Genomic DNA, 19,735 nt, shown 5'->3' on the forward strand with positions numbered 1-19,735 from the left:
ACGATGGGCGGGGCTGATGCGCGGATCGTCCGCAATACCGCGCTGGTGATCCTTGCGCTGGTCGGCTTGCGGCTCGTCGCAGCCGCCGTCACGCCGATCACCTTCGACGAAGCCTATTACTGGATGTGGTCGCAGAACCTCGCTGGGGGATATTACGACCACCCGCCGATGGTTGCCTACGTCATCCGCGCCGGTACCCTGATCGCGGGCGACACCGAACTCGGCGTTCGCGTGGTCTCGATCCTGCTCGCGCTGCCGATGAGCTATGCGGTCTATCGCTCCGCCGCGATCCTGATCGGCGGCGCGCGGGTGGCTGCGACCAGCGCCATCCTGCTCAACGTGACGCTGCTGGCCTCGGTCGGCACGCTGATCGTCACGCCCGATGCGCCGCTTCTGGTTGCCTCCAGCTTCGTGCTGTTCTTTCTCGCCAAGGTGCTGGAGAGCGGCCGCGGCGTCTGGTGGCTCGCGGTCGGCGCAGCCGTCGGCGCGGCGCTACTGTCCAAATACACCGCGATGTTCTTCGGGCTGGCGATCCTGATCTGGATCGCGGCCGTGCCGAAACTGCGGCATTGGTTTCTCTCGCCTTGGCCGTATCTCGGCGGTTTCGTTGCCTTGGCGCTGTTCTCGCCGGTGATTCTCTGGAATGCCGATCATCAATGGGTCTCGTTCGCAAAGCAGCTCGGGCGCGCCAGGATCGAGGATTTTCGTCCGGTCTTCATTGCCGAGCTGATCCCGACCCAGATCGCGTTCGCAACCCCGCTGGTGTTCATCCTCGGCGCGATGGGGCTGCACGCGCTGACCTGGCGCCGGGCCGGCGCGCTGGCCTCGCGCGTGCTGATCGAGACGATGTTCTGGACCATCGTCGTCTATTTTGTCTGGCATTCGCTGCATGCGCGCGTCGAGGCCAACTGGTTTGCGCCGGTCTATCCGCCCTTCGTCATCGCGGCGGCCGCCGCCGCCAATCTCGTACAGTGGAAGCCGCGGCAGCGCAGCCTGGTGGATTTCTGCCTGCGCTGGGCCGCACCCACCGGCATCGTGATGTTTGCCGCGCTGATCGTGCAGGCCAATACCGGCTGGCTGTCCGGCTATCGCCGCGATGCGACCGTGCGCAGCGTCGGCGTCGGCTGGCGCGAGCTCGCTGCCGAAATCGAAGCGGTGCGCGTCCGCAATGGCGCGTCCTGCGTGCTTGCGCCGGACTACGGCACGACGGGCTGGCTCGCCTTCTATCTGCCGCGCGGCAGCTGCGTGGCGCAGCAAAACCAGCGCATCCGCTGGGCCAACATGCCCGAGCCGGATCCAAAGCTGCTTGCGGGCAAGCTGATCTATGTCGACGAGCTGCGCTCTGACGGCCATCCCGCCGTCCACGACCTCTTTGGGAAGGTGACGCAGGTCGCGCAATTGCAGCGCAAGCGCGGCCCGCTCGTGATCGAGACTTACAGCATCGATCTGCTCGAAGGCGCCAAGGGCGACGTGCTGGACCGCTCGCCACCGCCGGAAGCGCGGTAGCTCTCCTCGGAACGACGACGAAAGTTCAGTTGATCATCTCGGCCTTGGTCGAGGCCTGGTTCGGCCTGTCCTGGTCGCGCCAGAACCAGACGCTCACGACGCCGGAGCGGCCGCGGACCTGCGTGAGCAGGGGGCCCGACAGAACGCCGTGGGGAGCGCCCTGGAAATCGGCCGCATCCAGCAGCGTATCGCTGAGCGCGAGACGCGCGCCGTTTTTAGCAGCGACCTCCATCAACCGGCTCGCGACGTTGACGGTGTCGCCCGTCGCCGTGATGTGCTGATGGCTTTCGCCGAGGCGGGAGGCGACGATCGGGCCGAAATGCGCGCCGATCTTGAAGCCGAGCTGATCCCTGATCGCTGGCGGCAACCACGCGATCCAGCGCTCGACGCCGCGGTGCAGGTCGATCGCGCATTTCAGCGCGCGTGCGGCGTCGTCGGGCATCGCGCCGGGCAGGCCGAACAGGATCATGGCGCCGTCACCGAGAAAGCCGCTGATCATGCCGCCGCAATCGACCGCGGTCTTCTCGATCAGCGCGTGAAACGCCTTCAGAATGTCCTGGAGTTCACCCGGATCGATCCGCTCGCTCAGCGCCGTGAAGCCGGAGAGATCGATGAAGACCATTGCTGCGTCCTGCCGGACGGGTGTTGACAGGAAATTCGGATCCCGCGCCAGCCACTCCTGCACGGCCGGCGCCTGGAATTGCGCGAGCGACCGGCTCTTGGCGGCAAAATATTGCGTGCGGCGGCCTCCCGCCCACAATTGCACGCCGGCAAAGACCGCAACCGGCGGCACTGCCGCGGCGAGCGTGGTCGCGGCGTTCAACCAGACGCCATGCGTGAACGCAAACAGATTGAACCCGGCCCAGGCGATCATCACCGCGGCCGCGGCGACGATGCCGAGCGCGCTGCGCCGCCAGGCGAGCAGGCCCACCAGCAGCACCGGCAGCAGGATCGCGATGAGCGCGTCGGCGATGTGGACCTTGCGGTCGCGCACGATGCTGTCCCCGGCGACGAGATGGGTGATCGCGGTGGAGACCACTTCGACGCCGGGCATTAGAGAATCGAACGGTGTTGGGTAAAAATCACCGCCGCCGGCGACCGAGGCCCCGATCACGACGATCCGGTTCTCGATCGCCGCGCGACTTAACGTGCCGTCGAAGATGCTCTGTGCGCTGACGGTGCGGATGGTCCGGCGCGGGCCGTAATAGGTGATCGGTAGCGCGAAGTCGGCATCGGTGGGCACCGCGCGGTCGCCGAGCATCAGATGGTCCGGCGCGATCGTCAGCGACTTGTCGAGCGCGCGCGCCGCGACCCGCAACGGAAAGGACAGCTCGACCTTGTCGCTCGTCCGGAACAGCATCGGCACCGAGAGCGGCGAGCCCGATTGTCCGGTCGCAACATTGACGACGCCGACCTCGGCATGATCGGCGAACGCCGGCAAGGGCAGCAGGAAGCGCTCGGCCTGCGGCAGCGCGGCGAGGGGGCCTTGGCCGCTGGTCTCCACGGTCTCGCTGGCGGACGGGAAGATCGCTGCGGCGGCAAGGACGATGGGACCCGTAGCCAGCGTATTTGCCAGCGTAGCGTCGCCGATCGCAGCGCTGCGATCGACCAGCAGCAGGTCGATCGCGACGACCTTCGGCTTGAACTGCACGATGGTGTCGACGACGCGGGCGAGATCGGCGCGCGGCAGCGGATAGCTGCCGCCGCGCTTCACGACGGTGTCGTCGATCGCGACGATGGTGACGAGATCGGGCGGAACCCGCACGCCGCGGACCTGCGTCCGCCAATCCGTCAGCGTCGCCTCGAGGCGATCGAGAAACCGCAGATGACCGTTGGCGTGACCGGCATAGATGCCCGCGCCCCACAGTGCGGTGAGGACGAGTGCCACCAGGATCTGAACGCGTCGGCTACTCATGTGGTCGTGTTGCAATTTCTCTATCGTCCAAATGCTGTTCGCCGCGCCCAGGTGACCCGAACCATTGGCCAAGTCTTACTGACCAAGTCTTGCCATCAACGCGTCGACGCGCGGCTGGCCCCATGTCTTGACCGTCAACGGGCCTGTGGCTTCCACGTCGACGCCTTGGCCACGGTCTAATACCACGCTGCGCCCACCATTCCTTCGGCTCACGCCGACACGGCCGTCAGCCACGAAGACGGAGGTCTTGGCCTCTGCGACATCGACCGCCCATTTCGTGCCGCGCACCGCGGCGATCGCCTGCGGCGTCAGCACCTTGAAGGGATTGCCGCCGGGCTTCTTGGGCACCTCGACCAGCAGCGCTTTGCTGCTCAACTCCACCGAGTCTATATGTCCGTCGCGGTTAGCGTCCTTAAGTTCAAATCTGGCACCGCTTTCGGCAACGATCGTGATGCCGTTGTCGCAGCGCCAGGTCTGCGTACCGGCAGCAGATGGCGTCGCCGTGCAGCCCACATTGGCGGCAGGCTGGGCAATCGCGTGTCCGATCAACAGAAACGACCCCGCCAGAGCGAAAAACCCTGCGCGCACGAACTCTCTCATGCCAGCCTCCGTTTGCGTGCTCGGCACAGTTCAAGGCGATCTTGATACGGTACCGTATCACACGCAGAGGCTGCTGAAAAGTGCCGGTTGCCGTAGCTATTTTCTCGCTGCGGCCTTTTCCAGTGCGGTGCGATCAACTTTCGGTCAGGGCACCTGCTCGCGTGCGCGGTGTAGCTGCTGACAACCGCGCTGCGGCTGCGGAGCAGAGGGTGCTTGCGCACCAGCCTCGCGCAACGCTTCCCCGCTATCTTCCGGGTATTGAACACCACGAAAACGACTTGGTTGGATGGCCTTAGAGATGCGGCCGGAGACGGTCGCCGGCAACGCCAATCCCGCCGAGAATTATAGTTAACAGACGCCCTTAAGTCCGTAGTTCTGCGGGCTTTTTTCTCGAAATGGGACACCCGAACGGGTTGCCTCACATCCGCCCGAACTTAATCCGCATTTAACTAAAAGTGGCCTTAATGACGCTCCGACCCTCTGCGAGATGCTGTTCCCGGATCGTGACCAGCGGCGCTTCGAAGGGGGACCGAGTGACACCGTTCTGGACGCAAGGCGAATGAGTACGAGTATCGCTGCGCAAGGCATCGCGGCACGAAAGTCCAAAGGATTCTCGAGCAATTCCTATCGGAAGCCTTCCCGGAAAATGACCACCCAAAACGTGCTTGGCGCCGCCGTGATCGGCTGCGTCGTGCTTGGCGCCGGCTGGACCATCTACAGCAACATCTTTGCCGCCAGCGTCTATCCGACCGTCGGCAGCAGCGGCTACGACGAGCCCGTGATCAAGCGGGCGCCCAGGGTCGCGCTGCGCGAGGCCGGTGAGGCCGTCAAGGACGCCTTTGCGCTCTTGCCCGACCGCTTGCAGGTGGCAGCGCCGATCTCGCGCGAGATGTTCAACGATCGCTTTGCCGCGGCTGCGACCCAAGGCGTGACATCGAATGCGGCCAGCGCCGCGCCCGCAACCAAGGTCGCCGAAGCCAAGGACGCGCCGAAGCCGAGCGTGATCGCGAGGGTCGCGGAAGTCCTGAAGCCAGGTCCCGCCAAGATCGCTGACGCTGCGAAGTCCAAGCGCGGCGCTGACGCGCCGCTGCAGCTTGCCTCGGCAGATCCGGCCGAGATCGTGCCGGCGCCTGAGGCGAAGCCAAAATCGATTGCCGATCGCGCCAAGGCTGCGGTGATGTCGATTACCGGACCGCGCCAGTCGATGGTGGAAAAGCTCTGGGGCAAGCGCGAGCCGTCCGGTGGGCTGCTCGCCTATGCCTCGGCCGACGCCAGCGTGACCGCCTCCATCGCGCCGAGGGAGCAGAACCCCATGCTCGGCGGTTCGGCGCCCTATGAGCGTGACACCGCGGTCTACGACATCTCCGCTAAAACGGTTTACTTGCCCGACGGCACCAAGCTCGAGGCGCATTCCGGCCTCGGTTCCAACCTCGACGACCCGCGCTCCTCGCGCGTCCGCATGCGCGGTGTGACGCCGCCGCATATCTACACGCTGAAACCGCGCGAGGCGCTGTTTCACGGCGTGCCTGCGCTGCGCCTGACCCCGATTGGCGGTGAGAGCGCGATCTACGGCCGCGACGGCCTGCTCGCGCATACCTTCATGCTCGGGCCCAACGGCGATTCCAACGGCTGCGTGTCGTTCAAGGATTATTACGCGTTCCTCGACGCCTACCGCAACAAGGGCATCCGCAAGCTCGCGGTGCTGGCGCGCGTGGACTAGGCTCAGTCAATTCGAGATCACGCAAAAGGGCCGCTTGCAGCGGCCCTTTTCTGTTTCGCTTCGCGCGTGCGTTTTAGCCCGGCCAGCACTGCCCGCCGCCGTCGATCCGCAGCACCTGACCGGAAACGAAGGCGCCCATGGGCCCTGCGAAGAATTCGACAACGCGCGCGACCTCGTCGACGGTTGCGATCCGGTCGAGCGTGCCGGTCTCGACCATTCTGTCGGGGTCGACTGCACGCGTTCCGAGGAAGCGGCCGGTGCGGGTATCTCCGGGCGCGATGCAGTTGACGGCGACGTCGTAGGGGCGGAGCTGGTCGGCCAGGCATCGCGTGTAATGGGTCACGCCGGCCTTCGAGACCGCATAGATCGAGCCTTGGGTACGTCCCTTGAAAGCGGCGACGGAGCCAAGCGTCACGATGCGGCCGCGTCGGCGCTCCATCATGCCGCGCGCGACCGCCTGGCATGTCAGGATGGTGGAGAGCAGATTGCGCTCCAGCACCGCGCGCACGTCGGCCTCCTTGATATTCACCGCATCGTTCGGATCGGGCTTGCCGCCGCCGGCCGCGATATCGCCCCCGGCATTGTGCACGAGAATGTCGATCGGGCCGAGTGCCGCTTCGGTCTCCGCGATGACGCGTGCGATGTCCTCGCCCTTGGTGAGATCGCCGAGCACGCGCTGGCTGCGAACGCCGAATTCGCGGCCGATCTCGACGGCGACCGCGGTGAGGGTGGTGCCCTCGCCATACTCGGCCGGCCCGTTCTCGCGCATGCCGTGGATAGCGACGTCAGCGCCGAGCGCGGCAAGCTTCTCTGCAAAAGCGCGGCCGAGCCCGCGTCCCGCGCCGGTCACCAGTGCAACTTTGCCTGCCAGAAGCTTGTTGGTGTCATGCGATGTCATGATCTTGTTCCTGTTGTGAATGTCAGTCTGCCGCGAGGTCGAGGCCGATCGCCAACGCCTGCACGAGGCACATCGGTGCGACAAGCGTACGCAGCGCGGGCTCAGGCATGTCCTGGATCTCGAACACGACGCTCGCGCCCTCGACGATCGGGCTCAAAAGGCTGTCGGTGATGGAAATCGTGGGCACGCCCCGCGCGACGAGTTCAGGAAACAAGCGCGCCGTATCCGGATAGTAATTTCGGAAGCTGATCGCGACCAGCGCGTCGTCTGATGTCGCCGCGTGCGACTGCTCGTGGATGCTGCCGCCAAGGCCGTCGAGCAGGACGACGCGCCGTCCGAGCTTGCGCAGCACGTACGCGAGGTGGATCGCAACCGGGAACGAGCCGCCCAGGCCGAGCAGATAGATGTCACGTGCCTTGGCAAGGATCGCGGTTGCGGCGTCGAGTTCGCGCGCATGGACGGATTGGCTGAGCGTGACCAGCGATGATTGCGCTTCGGACACGAAACGCGACAAGACCGCGGCCGGCTGGCGGCCGAGCACTGACTTCTCCTGGCTCTTCATGCGGGCGAGGCGCGCCTTGTAGCTTGGCGCGACGCCGGCGACGAGACGGGAGCGGAACACCTGCTGCATCTCGGTGAAGCCGCCGAACCCGAGCGCATGCGCGAAGCGAACGATCGCCGACGGCGGCACCCCTGAGCGCTGCGCCACCTCGGCCACGGTGCCGAGTGCGACATCGGTCGGGTGATCGAGCACGAACTCCGCGATCTGCTGCAGCCGGCCGGACAGTGCCCGGTGCCGCTGCGCAATCGCGCCGCGCAGTTCGTCATAAGTCATGGCGCCAGCCGCCTTGTTCATCGAGTCGGATCTCCGGATCGGTCGCCTGTTTAACGGCATTTCACGATTTGGATCAAATATTCTACTTTACATAATATATGGAATGAATATTCTAATCCCACAAGAAGCAAAAGACTTCGGAAACGGGAGGACACGATGAGAGGGCGTCAGATCTCACGGCGAAGCGTTCTGAAGGGCAGCTTGATGGCGAGCGTCATCGGCGGCGCCGGCAGCTTCTTTGGGCCGTGGAGGCAGAATCATGCCTGGGCGCAAGGCGCGAAACCGATCAAGCTGGGCCTGACGTGCGATGCCAGCGGTCAATACGGCAACAGCGGCCAGGATGATTTCCGCGGCATCAAGATGGCGATCGACGAGATCAACGCCAAAGGTGGCGTACTTGGGCGCCAGGTCACTTTCATCACGGCGGACACCGAGACGACGCCAGCTACGGGCAGCCGCGTCGCGGAACGTTTCATCACTCGCGAGGACTGCACCATCCTGATCGGCGCGCTGCATTCGGGCGTCGCCAACGCCATCACACAGGTCGCCAGCAAATATGGTGTGATCTACATGAACACCAATTCCTCCGCGCCCAGCGAAGCCGGGGAGAACTGCTCGCGCGTGAAATTCGTATGGGACGGCAACGGCACCAATTTTTCCAAGGCGTCGGTCAAGAACGCGGTGGACTCCATCGGCAAGAACTGGATGCTGCTGACCAACGACTATGTCTGGGGTCACACGACGTCTGCCGCGACCAGGACGCAGGTCGAGAGCGCCGGTGGAAAGATCCTCGACAATCTGCTGGTGCCGCAGAACACGCGCGACTTTACTGCCTATCTGCTGAAGATCCAGCAGGCCAAGCCCGATGTTGTGGCGACCGCAGTTGGCGGCGACGATATCAAGGCATTGCGCGAGCAGGTGGCGCAGCTCAAGCTCGACGGCAAGCCGGCCTGGATCAACAACCAGCAGGACTGGCCCGATGTGTGGGGCGCGCCCGACAGCCTGTTCGGCGTGTTCGGCACCACCTGGTATCACAAGCTGCCGCTGCCAGGTGTCGCCGAATTCGTCAAAAAGTGGCAGGCCGCCAACAAGGACGGCCCGATCCCGGTGCCGGGCAACGTCTCCTACAACGGCTACATGTCCACGCGCGAACTGCTGCGTGCAATCGAGCGGGCAGGGTCGACCAACAACGTCAAGATCATCAAGGAGCTCGAGAACCTGAAGGTCTCGGCGACCGATCGGATGCAGCATTTCGACGCCTACATGGATCCGATGACGCACCAGATGCAGCAGACGATCTATCTGGCGCGGCGCAACGCCAAGCCGGTCGACAATACCGATCTGTTCGAGATCATCAGCTGGACGGAGCCGAAATCGGCCGCCGACGATGCGGCACCCGGCAAGTGCAAGCTCACCCCCTACGAGCAGGTGCCGACCGTCGACTCCTAGAGACGGTGCGTCACATCGCAGAACGAGCGGCGCGCATCTCGCGCGCCGCGCCTCCGGGACCGTCAGCCTCCCGGATGACACATGCCAGTTGCGGGAGCCAAAAACCTTGTTCGACCTTCTTCCGCATCTCCTCAACGGCCTGACGCTCGGCCTGTTGTTCGCGCTGATCGCACTCGGCTTCATGCTCATCGTCGGGCTGATGGAGCAGATCAACCTCGCGCACGGCTCCCTGTTCGCGCTCGGGGCTTATGTCGCCATGCAGCTCACGGGGCCGCGCCCTCCATTGCCGATGGAACTTGCGAAAGCGTGGCTCGCGCTGCCGCTCGGCTGGCGCTATGCGGCGACGTTGATCATTGCTCCCGTGATCGTGAGTCTGGTCGGCATGCTGATCGAGCTCTGCATGCGGCGCACTTACGGCAAGGATCCGCTCTACGGGCTGCTCCTGACCTTCGGCGCCGCGATGGTGATCGAAGAGATGATCCGCCTGGTGTGGGGCACGCGCGACTACGTGCTGCAGGTGCCGTCCGCCATCAACGGCGGCTTCCTGTTCGGCGACCTGATCTGGTCGACCTATCGCTTCTACGCAGCGGGCATCGCGGCCGGGGTGATCGGCCTGGTCTGGCTGTTGATCGAAAAGACCTCGTTCGGTGCGACGGTCAAGGCCGGCGCGCATGACAGCGAGATCGTTCGCGCGCTCGGCATCAACCTGTCGCGGTTGCGGATGCTGGTCTTCGTGTTCGGCACGATGCTGGCCGCGATCGCGGGCATCATCGTCGCGCCGATCTGGGGCATTCGCCCGCATATGGGCGTCGATGCGGTCATTCCTGCGTTCCTGGTGATCGTGCTCGGGGGCGTCGGCAGCTTTTGGGGTGCGGTCGTGGCGGGTCTTTTGGTCGGACTATGTGTCGGCCTTGCCGGCGCCTACGCGTCCGAATGGTCGCTGTTGTCGATGTACATCTTGCTCGTGGCCGTCGTGACGTTCCGCGCGCGCGGCCTCTGGGGCAAAAAAAGCGTGCTCGAGGCCTAAAGGGAATGATTGTGGGACCAAAATCTTCACCGGACGCTGCGCGCCTCGTGACGCCGACGATGCTGGTGCTCTGGCTCGTGCTTGCAACGGTGCCGCTCTGGATCACGCGGATCGGGCTCTATCCCTATCTCGGGATCGAGATCCTGATCTGGTCGCTCTATGCGCTCGCATTCAACCTGGTGCTGGGCACCGCCGGACTTCCGTCGTTCGGTCATGGTGCCTATTTCGGCATCGGCGCCTACGCGTTCGGTCTCTGTCAGTTCGACATCGTCGCCAATCTCTGGATATGCCTGATTGCCGCGGCCGCGGCGGCAGGTCTCGCCGGCGTGCTGGTGGCGCTGTTCATCTCGCACAGGCGCGGCATCTATTATGCCTTCATGACGATTGCCTTCGGCCAGATCTTCTGGACGTTGGCGATAAAATCGCACCGGATCACCGGCGGCGAAGACGGCCTTCTCAAGATCAAACGGTTGCCGGCCGATTTCGGGCTTGTGTCGTTCGATCTCAACGACAATGTCGCGTTCTACTATTTCGTGCTCGCCGTCTTTGCGGTCGGCACCGCCGCATTGTGGAGGCTGGTGCACTCGCCCTATGGCCGCGTGGTCGCTGCGATCAGGCAGAGCGAAGTTCGCGCGAGCCATCTCGGCTATAATGTGTGGCTCTACAAAGTCGCGATCTTTGCGCTGTCGGCCGCCGTCTCGGGGTTTGCCGGCGGATTGTTCGTCATGGCGCAGCTCGCCGCATTCCCCGACGTCATGAGCCTGCATCAATCCGGCTACGTCGTGATGATGACGCTCGTCGGCGGTGGCCTCGTCAGCTTCTGGGGTCCGGTGATTGGCGTATTTCTCTTCCTCACCGCCCGAGACGTGATCGGTGCGCTGACCAATGCCTGGATGCTCTATTTTGGTCTGCTCTTCATCGCCATCGTGCTGTTTCGCCCCGAAGGCATTGCCGGCGCGATATCCGCTGCCGTGCAGCAGCACTCACTCGGCGCCTTACGGCAGCGCGGTACCTCGGCGATGCGGCTGCTGTTCGGGAGCGGGCGATGAACATGATCGAAGCCGCGGCCGTTCATGTCCGCTTCGGCGACCGCGTCGTGCTGGAGAGCGTCGATCTCGCGGTCGCGGAGGGCGAGTTTCACGGTGTGATGGGCCCGAACGGTGCCGGCAAAACCACGTTCTTCAATGTCCTCACCGGCCGGGTGAAACCGAATCGTGGTCGAGTCCTGCTCGCCGGCGAGGATGTCACGGGCCTCAGCCCGCACCGCATCGCCGCCAAGGGCATCGCCCGCTCGTTTCAGATCATGACACTGTTCGACGAATTCTCCGCGCGTGACAACGTCATGATGGGCTTGCCCGAGTTTCGCGCCCGTGGCCACGATGTCGCGCGCGCAGCGGCGGGCGACAGCCGGCTTGCCGCGAAGGCCTCTGAATCGCTGGCGGCAGTCGGGCTTGCCGACAAAGGCGACATCCGCGCCAAGGACCTGTCCTATGGCGACCGGCGCGCGCTGGAGATCGCGGTCGCCCTGGCGCAGGCGCCCCGGGTGGTGTGCCTGGACGAGCCGACCTCCGGCCTCGGCTCCGACGGGGTGCACCGGCTCGCAGCCCTGATTGCTCGCCTGAAGGGGCGGCTGACCATCGTCGCGATCGAGCACGATATGGAGTTCCTGTTCTCGTTGGCTGACCGGATCTCGGTCATCCATTGGGGCCAGGTGGTGGCGCGCGGAACGCCACACGAACTGCAGCAGAACGAATGGGTGCGGCGCTCCAATCTCGGGAAGTTCGCATGATCCTCGAAGTGGATGCGGTCGATACCTTTTACGGCGAGACCCAGGCGCTGTTCGGCGCCTCGCTTGCCATCGAGCACGCCAAGGTGTTTGCGCTGCTCGGCCCTAACGGCGCCGGCAAGACGACCATGCTCCGCTCGATTCTGGGGCTGACGCGTCCGCGCCGCGGCTCCGTTTGTTTCGACGGTCACGACGTCACGCGCGATCCGACCCACGAGATTGCGCGCGCCGGCATCGGCTGGGTACCCGACGACCGCCGGCTGTGTCCGACATTGACGGTTGCGCGCAACCTGTCGATCGCGCAAAAGCGCACGCGCTTTCGCCACTGGAGCGTCAAGGAGGCCGCTGCGATCTTCTCACCGCTCGAATATCTCATGGAGCGCGACTGCGAAAACCTGTCGGGCGGCGAAATGCAGATGGTGGCGATCGCCCGCGCGCTGGTCGGCTCGCCGGGACTGGTGCTGTTCGACGAGCCGAGCCAGGGACTGGCGCCGAAAATCGTCGGCGACGTGCTTGCGACGATCCTGCGCATGAAGGATGAGGGTATTGCCTCGCTGGTCGTGGAGCAGAACGCCGAGATCGCGCTGTCGGTCGCAGACCATGCCGCGGTGATCGATCGCGGCCGGATCGTCTGGACCGGGGAGGCCGCGGCCTTGCGCGATGACCGCGGGCTTCGTCAGCGCTTGCTGGGAGTACAATAAGTGGCCGCACCGCTGCTCGTTCTCGACGACGTTCGAAAGGTCTATACACGGGGCCGCGTGATCCGCCGACCGACATTCACGCTACAGGCAAACCTGTCGCTGGACGAACCTGATATCGTCGGTGTCGTCGGCCCGAATGGCGCCGGCAAGACGACCTTGTTCGAGATGATGACGGGCTCGAACGCCCCGACCTCCGGGCGCGTGCTGGTCGCGGGCACCGATATCCATGGTGTCAAATATCGCGAGCGCGACCGGCTCGCGATCCACTATCACCAATCCTATCAGGTTAGGCGCTTCCGGAAGCGAATTCCGTCCGCCTTCCTGGCGCCGTCGCCAACCCGGACGCCGCTGGTTCACCTGTTCGACGAACCGCAGTTCAACCTGCAGGATGGCTATATCGGCTTCATGCTCGATTTCTTCCGCAAGCTGCGTGACGAGGGGCGGCTGGTCGTTCTCTGCATGCATCCGACGGCGGCCTGGCACCTCGACATCCTTGCCGAGATCGCCGGGCGATTCCTCTTTGTGGCCGGCGGTGGGGTGACACGCATGGCCGATTTCGGCGCTCTGGTCGCCGAGCCACGCTTCCGCTCCTATCTGGGGCCGGAGATGACAAAGGCGGCGGACGCGATTTGTCACCGAGCTATTCCCATCCCGACCTAACGCAGAAAAAAGCGACCACAGGAGAATCCGTTGGCCTATTCGAACACCCAGCTTTTCATTGGCGGCAAATGGCGACCGGCCCATTCGGGCAAGGTGATCGAGGTCCGCAATCCCGCGACTGAAGAGGTGATCGGCACCGTCGCCCATGCGGGACGGTCCGACCTTGACGAGGCACTCGCCGCAGCCAGCGCCGGCTTCAAGATCTGGCGAAACGTTGCTCCCTTCGAGCGCTGCCGCATCATGCGCAAGGCGGCCGCGATCATGCGCGAGCGCAATGACGAGATTGCGCCGCTGCTCACGATGGAACAGGGCAAGACTCTTGGCGAGGCCAAGATGGAGGCGATGGCTGCCGCCGACGTGATCGAGTGGTTTGCGGAGGAAGCCAAACGCGCCTATGGCCGCCTGATCCCTGCGCGTGGGCCGGGCATCTACCAGCTCGCGATCAAGGAGCCGGTCGGCCCGGTTGCGGCGTTCACGCCCTGGAACTTTCCGATCAATCAGGTCGTGCGCAAGCTTTCCGCCGCACTCGGCGCCGGCTGCTCGATCATCGTCAAGGCCCCGGAGGAGACGCCGGCCTCGCCCGCACAGCTGATCCGCGCATTTGCGGACGCTGGCGTGCCCGATGGCGTCATCAACCTTGTATACGGTATTCCCTCGGAGATCTCGGAATATCTCATTCCGCATCCGGTGATCCGCAAGATCTCGTTCACAGGCTCGACCCATGTCGGCAAGCAGCTCAATGCGCTCGCGGGCCTGCACATGAAGCGTGCCACCATGGAGCTCGGCGGTCATGCGCCGGCGATCGTTTTCAAGGACGCCGACGTCGCATCGGCGGCCAAGATTCTGGCGGCGGCAAAATATCGCAATGCCGGGCAGGTGTGCATCTCGCCGACGCGGATGCTGGTGCAGGATGACGTGTTCCGTGAATTCGTCGACACCTTTGTCGACAGCGCCAAGTCGTTCAAGGTCGGCAACGGCCTCGATCCCGAATCCAAAATGGGCTCGCTTGCCAATCCGCGCCGCGTCACCGCCATCGAAGGCATGGTGCAGGATGCCGTCGGCAAGGGTGCAAAACTCGAGACCGGCGGAAAACGCGTTGGCAACAAGGGCCATTTCTTCGAGCCGACCGTGGTGAGCGACGTGCCGAACGATGCGCGCGCCATGAACGAGGAGCCGTTCGGCCCGCTCGCGCTGATTTCGCGCTTCTCATCCTTCGACGAAGTTGTCGAGGAGGCCAACCGCTTGCCGTTCGGGCTGGCGTCCTACGCCTTCACAAGCTCGACCAAGACGGCGGCCGCGATCGGTTCGGCCGTCGAAGCCGGCATGATGTCGATCAACAGTTTTGGTCTGGCGCTGCCCGAAGTGCCGTTCGGCGGCATCAAGGATTCCGGCTACGGCTCGGAGGGCGGCACCGAGGCGATGGAGGGTTATTTCAACACCAAGTTCATCAGCCAGACGGGCGTGTGACCGGCCGGGGATGCGCAGCTAGCGTTTGACGAAAACCAGATTGCAGGCCCGCGCCTCGTTGCGCTTGCCGGTGCCGCGGGTGCGATCGAACTGCGCATCGACGGTAAAGGCGTAGGGCGAGCCGGGCGCGAGATTGTTCAGCGTGTACGCGCTCGCTCCCGTCGTGCCGCGCGCGCTCAAGGTGGTCTTGCCGTCCGCCGGGATCTGGCCGTCGATCTCGAGCCGGTTGATGTTGTTGCCCGGACCCTCCGCCTCGGCATGAAGCACGCCGTTCGTGACGGTGGCGACCAGAGGTCTGGTGAAGCCCTGCGCCTTGCCGGTGGCCAAGCAGTTCAACGTCACGTCCCAGCTGCCGTCAAAATCCTTGCTTCCGCCGCTCCGGCCGTTGCCTGACGGCGCGAGCGCCACCTTCTGCTTCAGCCCCTCGATCCGAGCTTTGGCGAGCGTGGCGAAGATGCAATTCGGGAATCTCGCGAGGTGATCCTCGAAAGCGCCCAGCGTGCCGATGCCGTCGGCAGCCTTCCAGTGTGCTTCTGCTGCTGCGCAAGGGTCAGCCCGGGGCGCGGCTTGTGGCGCCGCCGGCGCCACCGTGACCGACACCGGTCCGTTCAGGTAGAACTTGCCGATGATCGACAGCGACAGCTCCGGGAGTTGGGTCTTGCCGCTGGAATCGTAGACGTCGCTGCTGATGTCGCGAAAGACTTCGCCGATCTCCTGCGGCTCCTCGATGTGCTTCAGGAACGCCGTCGTATAGGGGCTGTTGCGGCCGCTGCCATCGGCCGCCGTCTGCCCGGACTGGGTTGAGAACGACACGATCGTGCCGCGCGGTGCTTCGACTTTCGACAGGCCCCGCCCGATCGAGGCGCCGCGCGTCATGCCGGCGGAGCGTTTCAAGGTTTCGGCCAGCGGATTGTCGCGGCAGGAATCGAGGATGAGGATGCGCAGGTTCTTGGCCTGCTGCAGGTCGTTCACGATGTCGTCCACCCGCACGAAGCGCTTCAAATCGGCTTCGTCGCTCAGCACGGCATCGACAGGCATCAGATAGTTCACGCCGTTGTACTGCATCGCATGGCCGCTGTAGTAGAACATGGCGACGTCGGCTTTGCTCGCGGCGCGCGCGAAGCGGATGGTGAGGTCCTGCATGTCAGCTTGGCGCAGGTCAATGCCCTGGAGCACCTCGAAGCCGCTGCGCTTGAGCGAGGCGGCGACGTCTTCGGCATCGTGCGACGGGTTGGGAAGCTGCGCCGTACTGGCGTAGGCGCCATTGCCGATCACCAGGGCGACGCGGGTTTCCGCCGATGCCGGCGCAACGGAAAGCCAGCAGGCCAGGAGGGCAAGGCAAAGTCCGGCCGGGCAAAATCTGGAAAGAGCACGCATGAATGCCTTCCAAGGAAATGTCGAAAAATATCCCTCCAGATTAGCGCATGCCGCGCCGACATCAATGCCCTGCCGGAGCACCGCTCAGATTTCCCGGCCGTGACATCCTGTCACGCCGGGCTCGCCGCCATCGTCTTGCGGACGGCCATTTCGGTCGCAATCGCGTCCCGCACGGCCGGTCGCGCCTGCATGCGCGCGAGATAGGCCGACAACGATGGCCATTGCGCGACGTCGATTCCCGCGGGACGGAGCAACAGCAAAGCCCAGGTGAGATGGGCATCCGCGACGGTGAAGCTGTCGCCGACGAGGAATTCGCGGTCCGTCAGATGCGCGGCAGGCATCGATAATGTCTGCGCTATTCTTGCACGCGGCTTGGCGAGCGAGGCGTCGTCCTTGTACCAGAAGGTTGGAAACAGGAACGCCTTGTGGATCTCGGCCCCGACGAAACTGAGCCATTCCTGGAGCCGATACCGGTCGGGATTTCCGAAGGCGGGTGCAAGGCCCGCCTGCGGCTTTAGGTCGGCGATGTATTGCAGCACCGCGGCGCTTTCGGTCAGCCGTTCGCCATTTTCCAGCACCAGGACCGGCACCGCGCCCTTTGGGGAAACGCCGAGGAAATCGCTGCCGTCGTCCACGACCTGCTTGGTCTGGAGATGGACCGGATGATAGCGGGCCTCGATGCCCGCTTCCATCAGCGCGATGCGGCTCGCAAGCGAGCAGGCCATCGGTGAGAAATAGAGTTGCAGCATCGCCTACGCTCCTTCAGGTCAACGTCTCGGTTTGTGCGATGATCGCAAACCGGTCCGACAATTCGGCCAGGGCGACCTCGTGGATGATCCTTGCGGAGAGCGCTCCGCCGCGGCCGTCGGGAAGATCGCGTGTGGCGCAGGCATCGGCTGCGATCGTCGTGCGCAGGCCGAGGTCGAGCGCGGCGCGGGTGGTCGAGCTGATGCACATATGGGTCATGAAACCGGCCAGCACGATGTTCGTGCGTCCGGTTGCGGCCAGCCGGACTTGCAGGTCGGTGCCGGCAAAAGCGTTCGGCAGCGCTTTTTCGATCACGGCTTCGCTGGCGAGCGGCGCCACGTTGCTGACGATCGCGCCGCGCGCGGCCTCGCGGTCGAACAGGCTGCCGGCACGTCCCTTGTGCGCGATATGGAAGATCGCAGCGCCGCTCGCCCTCGCGCGGGCGAGCAGGCGCGCGGCGGCGGCGATTGCGGGCTCCGCGTCCGGCAAGGCGAGCGGCCCGGCGCAATATTCGTTCTGGATGTCGATTAGCACGAGGCAGGAATCGGCGAGCCTGGGCGGAGTGAGATCGGCGCCGGACAATTCAAGCAGGGTTTTTGGGGCGGTCATGCGGGTCGGGCCTTCCTAAGGCATATCGGATGGCGCCACAGTAGCGCGGCGGCGGCCTGCCAATGTGCAGGACTATTGCAGCATATGGCTGCAAATTTGCAGGAGCCCGTCGTGCCTGCTAGGCTCATCGCCATGAACTGGGACGATCTGCGCATCATCGCCGCGGTCAGGGACGAGGGCACCTATGCCGGCGCCAGCGCGCGGCTGCGCATCGACGAGACCACCGTCGGCCGCAGGCTCGCGCGCATCCAGCGCGATCTCGGCGTGCCGCTGTTCGATGCGGTGGACGGCCAGCGCCGGCCGACGCGGAGTTGCGAGGCGGTGCTGGCGCATGTCGAGGCGATGGCCGCACATGCCGCCGAGATCGGTCGCGTCGGCGAGAGTCTTGCAGGCCCGGTGGGACGCCTGCGTATCGCCTCCACCAACACGGTTGCCGAGGAGGTTCTGTCGCCGCGCGCGAGCGACTTCCTGCGCGCCAATTCCGGCCTGACGCTGCAATTCCTCACCTCGAGCGAGAACGTCAAGTTCTCGCGCTGGGAAGCCGATCTCGCTATCCGGCTGCGCAAGCCCGACAAGGGCGACTTCGCGATCTCCAGGCTCGGTGACGTCAAGCTCTATTATTTTGAGCCTGTCACGACCGAAGGCGAGCCGGTGCTGTGCGCCTATCCGGACGAACTCGGTGCCATTCCCGAGATGCAATTCCTGCGTATGAAGCAAGCCCACGCGCGCTGCGTTACCGACAACGTTCGCGTCATCCGTAACCTGATCCGCGCGCATCAGGCCGCCGGCGTGTTGCCGGAGCATGTCTGCGCGGACTTACTCGGCGATCGCCGCCTGCGCGCCACGCTGCTGCCTGGGCGCCGCGACGTCTGGCTGCTGGTGCAGAACCATCTCAAGCGCGATCCGGCGACGCGGCTCACCATCGAATGGATCCGCCGCTGCTTCAGCGATCTCGCGCGCGGTTGATTGCGACCCGTGAACGCGATCCGCGCGCGGCGCGACCAAGTTATGGGATTGCGTACGCGCGAGGGTTGCGTAATCTCGCGACGACTACGGGCTTGATCAGGGCAGGCGCATGACCACTCTTCAGGAAACCATCCACCCGCAGGCCAAAGTGCGGGAATGGAAGGCGATCGTCATCCTGATCCTCCTGATTCCGGTGCTGTGGTCGCCGCCGTTCCTGTTTCGCATCTTCCTGTTTCAGCCGTTCAACATCCCTTCCGGCTCGATGACGCCGACGCTGGTCGTCGGCGACTACGTCTTTGCTGCAAAATATGCCTATGGCTATGGCCGTTATTCGTTTCCCTTCGCGCCGTCGTGGATCTCCGGGCGTTTCCGGGCCACCGATCCCGAGTATGGTGACGTCGTCGTGTTCCGGACGCCAAAGGACACCGCGGTCGACTATGTCAAGCGCGTGGTCGGGCTGCCCAGTGATCGCATCCAGATGCGGCAGGGCCAACTCATCCTCAATGACCGCCCGGTGACGCGCGGCGCTCTGAAGCAGGCATTCGCCGGCTCCACCTGCGGCGTGGATGACGGTGCGAAGGCCAAGCGCTGGCGCGAGACGCTGCCGAACGGCGCGTCCTACGTGACGCAGGACTGTGTCGACAACGGCTACTACGACAACACCGACGTCTACACCGTGCCGCCGGGCCATTTCTTCGTGCTCGGCGACAATCGCGACAACTCGAGTGACAGCCGCGTGATGTCGTCGATCGGATTCGTGCCGATGGACAATCTGGTCGGCAAGGTGACGCGGATATTCTGGTCGCTCGACCAGCACGGCGAACCGCACATGGAGCGGCTGGGGAAGGTGTGGTGAAGCCCCACTGTCATTCCGGGCTCCGCGCTGCTCCGGGATGGGACCACCGAAGAAAAACAAAACCCCGGCATCGCTGCCGGGGTTTCGCATTTTGTCGTTTGCCGGAATGGCTGGATCAGAAATCCATGCCGCCCATGCCGCCGCCCGGGGGCATCGCCGGACCGGAGCCGCCCTTCTTGGGCAGCTCGGCGACCATGGCTTCCGTGGTGATCAAGAGCGCCGCAACCGAGGCTGCGTTCTGGATCGCGGTACGGACCACCTTGGTCGGGTCGATGATGCCCTTCTTGACGAGGTCAACATATTCGCCGGTCTGGGAGTCGAAGCCGTAGGCGTACGACTTGTTCTCAAGGACCTTGCCGACGATCACGGAGCCATCTTCACCGGCGTTGATCGCGATCTGGCGAGCGGGCGCGGAGAGCGCCTTGCGCACGATCTCGACGCCGGTCTTCTGGTCGTCGTTCTTGGTGCGCAGGCCCTTGAGCTGCTCGGAGGCACGGAGCAGGGCGACGCCGCCGCCCGGGACGATGCCTTCCTCGACCGCCGCGCGGGTCGCATGCATCGCGTCATCAACGCGATCCTTGCGCTCCTTCACCTCGACCTCGGTCGCGCCGCCGAC

At 64.6% G+C, this 19,735-nt stretch carries 19 protein-coding genes; 11 read left to right on the top strand and 8 right to left on the bottom strand.

Annotated elements, in window-relative coordinates; all coding sequences use genetic code 11:
* Positions 1 to 3 precede the first annotated feature (3 nt).
* Positions 4 to 1,506, top strand: a complete 1,503-nt coding sequence (locus AC0L23_RS14945) for a glycosyltransferase family 39 protein (RefSeq protein WP_247409365.1) — start codon at positions 4 to 6, stop codon at positions 1,504 to 1,506.
* 25 nt (positions 1,507 to 1,531) lie between these two features.
* Here AC0L23_RS14945 and AC0L23_RS14950 read toward each other — a convergent pair whose 3' ends face one another.
* Entirely contained in the window at positions 1,532 to 3,421 is a 1,890-nt protein-coding gene (locus AC0L23_RS14950) for a CHASE2 domain-containing protein (RefSeq protein WP_018455606.1), read from the bottom strand.
* A 75-nt stretch (positions 3,422 to 3,496) separates the two neighbouring features.
* On the bottom strand, positions 3,497 to 4,021 hold the full coding sequence (locus tag AC0L23_RS14955) for a FecR domain-containing protein (protein WP_026232987.1): 525 nt from the start codon (positions 4,019 to 4,021) through the stop codon (positions 3,497 to 3,499).
* Between the two features lie 646 nt (positions 4,022 to 4,667).
* Here AC0L23_RS14955 and AC0L23_RS14960 point away from each other — a divergent pair.
* Positions 4,668 to 5,741: a DUF2778 domain-containing protein gene (locus AC0L23_RS14960; RefSeq protein ID WP_018455608.1), complete on the top strand. Its 1,074-nt coding sequence runs from the start codon at positions 4,668 to 4,670 to the stop codon at positions 5,739 to 5,741.
* A 73-nt stretch (positions 5,742 to 5,814) separates the two neighbouring features.
* On the opposite strand, the gene AC0L23_RS14965 is transcribed toward AC0L23_RS14960, so the two are convergent.
* Together AC0L23_RS14965 and AC0L23_RS14970 are read right to left on the bottom strand one after the other, a co-directional pair.
* Positions 5,815 to 6,639, bottom strand: coding sequence for an SDR family NAD(P)-dependent oxidoreductase (locus AC0L23_RS14965; protein WP_018455609.1), 825 nt, complete (start codon positions 6,637 to 6,639; stop codon positions 5,815 to 5,817).
* A gap of 22 nt (positions 6,640 to 6,661) precedes the next feature.
* Positions 6,662 to 7,495 (bottom strand): MurR/RpiR family transcriptional regulator, encoded by an 834-nt coding sequence (locus AC0L23_RS14970; protein WP_018455610.1) that lies wholly within the window; start codon positions 7,493 to 7,495, stop codon positions 6,662 to 6,664.
* Between the two features lie 135 nt (positions 7,496 to 7,630).
* Here AC0L23_RS14970 and AC0L23_RS14975 point away from each other — a divergent pair, with 135 nt between their 5' ends.
* The 7 genes from AC0L23_RS14975 to AC0L23_RS15005 all read left to right on the top strand — a co-directional run bounded on the left by AC0L23_RS14975 (position 7,631) and on the right by AC0L23_RS15005 (position 14,564).
* The gene (locus AC0L23_RS14975; RefSeq protein WP_231190578.1) at positions 7,631 to 8,923 is read left to right on the top strand and encodes an ABC transporter substrate-binding protein; all 1,293 of its coding nucleotides are present in this window, start codon (positions 7,631 to 7,633) and stop codon (positions 8,921 to 8,923) included.
* A 106-nt stretch (positions 8,924 to 9,029) separates the two neighbouring features.
* A complete protein-coding gene (locus AC0L23_RS14980) occupies positions 9,030 to 9,950 on the top strand; it encodes a branched-chain amino acid ABC transporter permease (RefSeq protein ID WP_085351081.1) in 921 nt (306 codons plus the stop codon).
* Positions 9,951 to 9,955: 5 nt separating this feature from the next.
* A complete protein-coding gene (locus tag AC0L23_RS14985; RefSeq protein ID WP_473332484.1) occupies positions 9,956 to 10,999 on the top strand; it encodes a branched-chain amino acid ABC transporter permease in 1,044 nt (347 codons plus the stop codon).
* Positions 10,996 to 11,739 carry an ABC transporter ATP-binding protein gene (locus AC0L23_RS14990; RefSeq protein WP_247297322.1) on the top strand — a complete coding sequence of 248 codons (744 nt, stop codon included), beginning with the start codon at positions 10,996 to 10,998 and terminating at the stop codon, positions 11,737 to 11,739. Before AC0L23_RS14985 ends, AC0L23_RS14990 begins: the two co-directional genes overlap by 4 nt.
* Positions 11,736 to 12,437, top strand: a complete 702-nt coding sequence (locus tag AC0L23_RS14995; protein WP_247297324.1) for an ABC transporter ATP-binding protein — start codon at positions 11,736 to 11,738, stop codon at positions 12,435 to 12,437. The genes AC0L23_RS14990 and AC0L23_RS14995 overlap by 4 nt, the downstream gene beginning before the upstream one ends.
* Positions 12,438 to 13,097, top strand: coding sequence for an ATP-binding cassette domain-containing protein (locus AC0L23_RS15000; protein WP_204511621.1), 660 nt, complete (start codon positions 12,438 to 12,440; stop codon positions 13,095 to 13,097).
* Between the two features lie 30 nt (positions 13,098 to 13,127).
* Positions 13,128 to 14,564, top strand: coding sequence for an NAD-dependent succinate-semialdehyde dehydrogenase (locus AC0L23_RS15005; RefSeq protein ID WP_473332489.1), 1,437 nt, complete (start codon positions 13,128 to 13,130; stop codon positions 14,562 to 14,564).
* A gap of 18 nt (positions 14,565 to 14,582) precedes the next feature.
* On the opposite strand, the gene AC0L23_RS15010 is transcribed toward AC0L23_RS15005, so the two are convergent.
* The 3 genes from AC0L23_RS15010 to AC0L23_RS15020 all read right to left on the bottom strand — a co-directional run bounded on the left by AC0L23_RS15010 (position 14,583) and on the right by AC0L23_RS15020 (position 17,297).
* Entirely contained in the window at positions 14,583 to 15,941 is a 1,359-nt protein-coding gene (locus tag AC0L23_RS15010; RefSeq protein ID WP_473332491.1) for a caspase family protein, read from the bottom strand.
* 110 nt (positions 15,942 to 16,051) lie between these two features.
* The gene (locus tag AC0L23_RS15015; RefSeq protein ID WP_085361708.1) at positions 16,052 to 16,690 is read right to left on the bottom strand and encodes a glutathione binding-like protein; all 639 of its coding nucleotides are present in this window, start codon (positions 16,688 to 16,690) and stop codon (positions 16,052 to 16,054) included.
* 13 nt (positions 16,691 to 16,703) lie between these two features.
* Entirely contained in the window at positions 16,704 to 17,297 is a 594-nt protein-coding gene (locus AC0L23_RS15020) for a cysteine hydrolase family protein (RefSeq protein ID WP_473332493.1), read from the bottom strand.
* 132 nt (positions 17,298 to 17,429) lie between these two features.
* Here AC0L23_RS15020 and AC0L23_RS15025 point away from each other — a divergent pair, with 132 nt between their 5' ends.
* Both AC0L23_RS15025 and lepB read left to right on the top strand, forming a co-directional pair.
* Positions 17,430 to 18,263 (top strand): LysR family transcriptional regulator, encoded by an 834-nt coding sequence (locus AC0L23_RS15025; protein ID WP_018455621.1) that lies wholly within the window; start codon positions 17,430 to 17,432, stop codon positions 18,261 to 18,263.
* A 109-nt stretch (positions 18,264 to 18,372) separates the two neighbouring features.
* Positions 18,373 to 19,119 carry a signal peptidase I gene (gene lepB / locus AC0L23_RS15030; RefSeq protein ID WP_473357079.1) on the top strand — a complete coding sequence of 249 codons (747 nt, stop codon included), beginning with the start codon at positions 18,373 to 18,375 and terminating at the stop codon, positions 19,117 to 19,119.
* A 115-nt stretch (positions 19,120 to 19,234) separates the two neighbouring features.
* On the opposite strand, the gene AC0L23_RS15035 is transcribed toward lepB, so the two are convergent.
* On the bottom strand, positions 19,235 to 19,735 hold a 501-nt coding region (locus AC0L23_RS15035), incomplete at its 5' end, for a TCP-1/cpn60 chaperonin family protein (protein WP_473357080.1).

The organism is Bradyrhizobium sp. MI1.4 (assembly GCF_055811315.1).

Coding starts and splice junctions, on each gene's coding strand:
- AC0L23_RS14990 (WP_247297322.1), top strand. CDS start 10,996: ATGAACATGATCGAAGCCGCGGCCGTTCATGTCCGCTTCGGCGACCGC.
- AC0L23_RS14955 (WP_026232987.1), bottom strand. CDS start 4,021: ATGAGAGAGTTCGTGCGCGCAGGGTTTTTCGCTCTGGCGGGGTCGTTT.
- AC0L23_RS14975 (WP_231190578.1), top strand. CDS start 7,631: ATGAGAGGGCGTCAGATCTCACGGCGAAGCGTTCTGAAGGGCAGCTTG.
- AC0L23_RS14965 (WP_018455609.1), bottom strand. CDS start 6,639: ATGACATCGCATGACACCAACAAGCTTCTGGCAGGCAAAGTTGCACTG.
- lepB (WP_473357079.1), top strand. CDS start 18,373: ATGACCACTCTTCAGGAAACCATCCACCCGCAGGCCAAAGTGCGGGAA.
- AC0L23_RS14995 (WP_247297324.1), top strand. CDS start 11,736: ATGATCCTCGAAGTGGATGCGGTCGATACCTTTTACGGCGAGACCCAG.
- AC0L23_RS14970 (WP_018455610.1), bottom strand. CDS start 7,495: ATGAACAAGGCGGCTGGCGCCATGACTTATGACGAACTGCGCGGCGCG.
- AC0L23_RS15025 (WP_018455621.1), top strand. CDS start 17,430: ATGAACTGGGACGATCTGCGCATCATCGCCGCGGTCAGGGACGAGGGC.
- AC0L23_RS15010 (WP_473332491.1), bottom strand. CDS start 15,941: ATGCGTGCTCTTTCCAGATTTTGCCCGGCCGGACTTTGCCTTGCCCTC.
- AC0L23_RS14960 (WP_018455608.1), top strand. CDS start 4,668: ATGACCACCCAAAACGTGCTTGGCGCCGCCGTGATCGGCTGCGTCGTG.
- AC0L23_RS14950 (WP_018455606.1), bottom strand. CDS start 3,421: ATGAGTAGCCGACGCGTTCAGATCCTGGTGGCACTCGTCCTCACCGCA.
- AC0L23_RS14985 (WP_473332484.1), top strand. CDS start 9,956: ATGATTGTGGGACCAAAATCTTCACCGGACGCTGCGCGCCTCGTGACG.
- AC0L23_RS14945 (WP_247409365.1), top strand. CDS start 4: ATGGGCGGGGCTGATGCGCGGATCGTCCGCAATACCGCGCTGGTGATC.
- AC0L23_RS15020 (WP_473332493.1), bottom strand. CDS start 17,297: ATGACCGCCCCAAAAACCCTGCTTGAATTGTCCGGCGCCGATCTCACT.
- AC0L23_RS15015 (WP_085361708.1), bottom strand. CDS start 16,690: ATGCTGCAACTCTATTTCTCACCGATGGCCTGCTCGCTTGCGAGCCGC.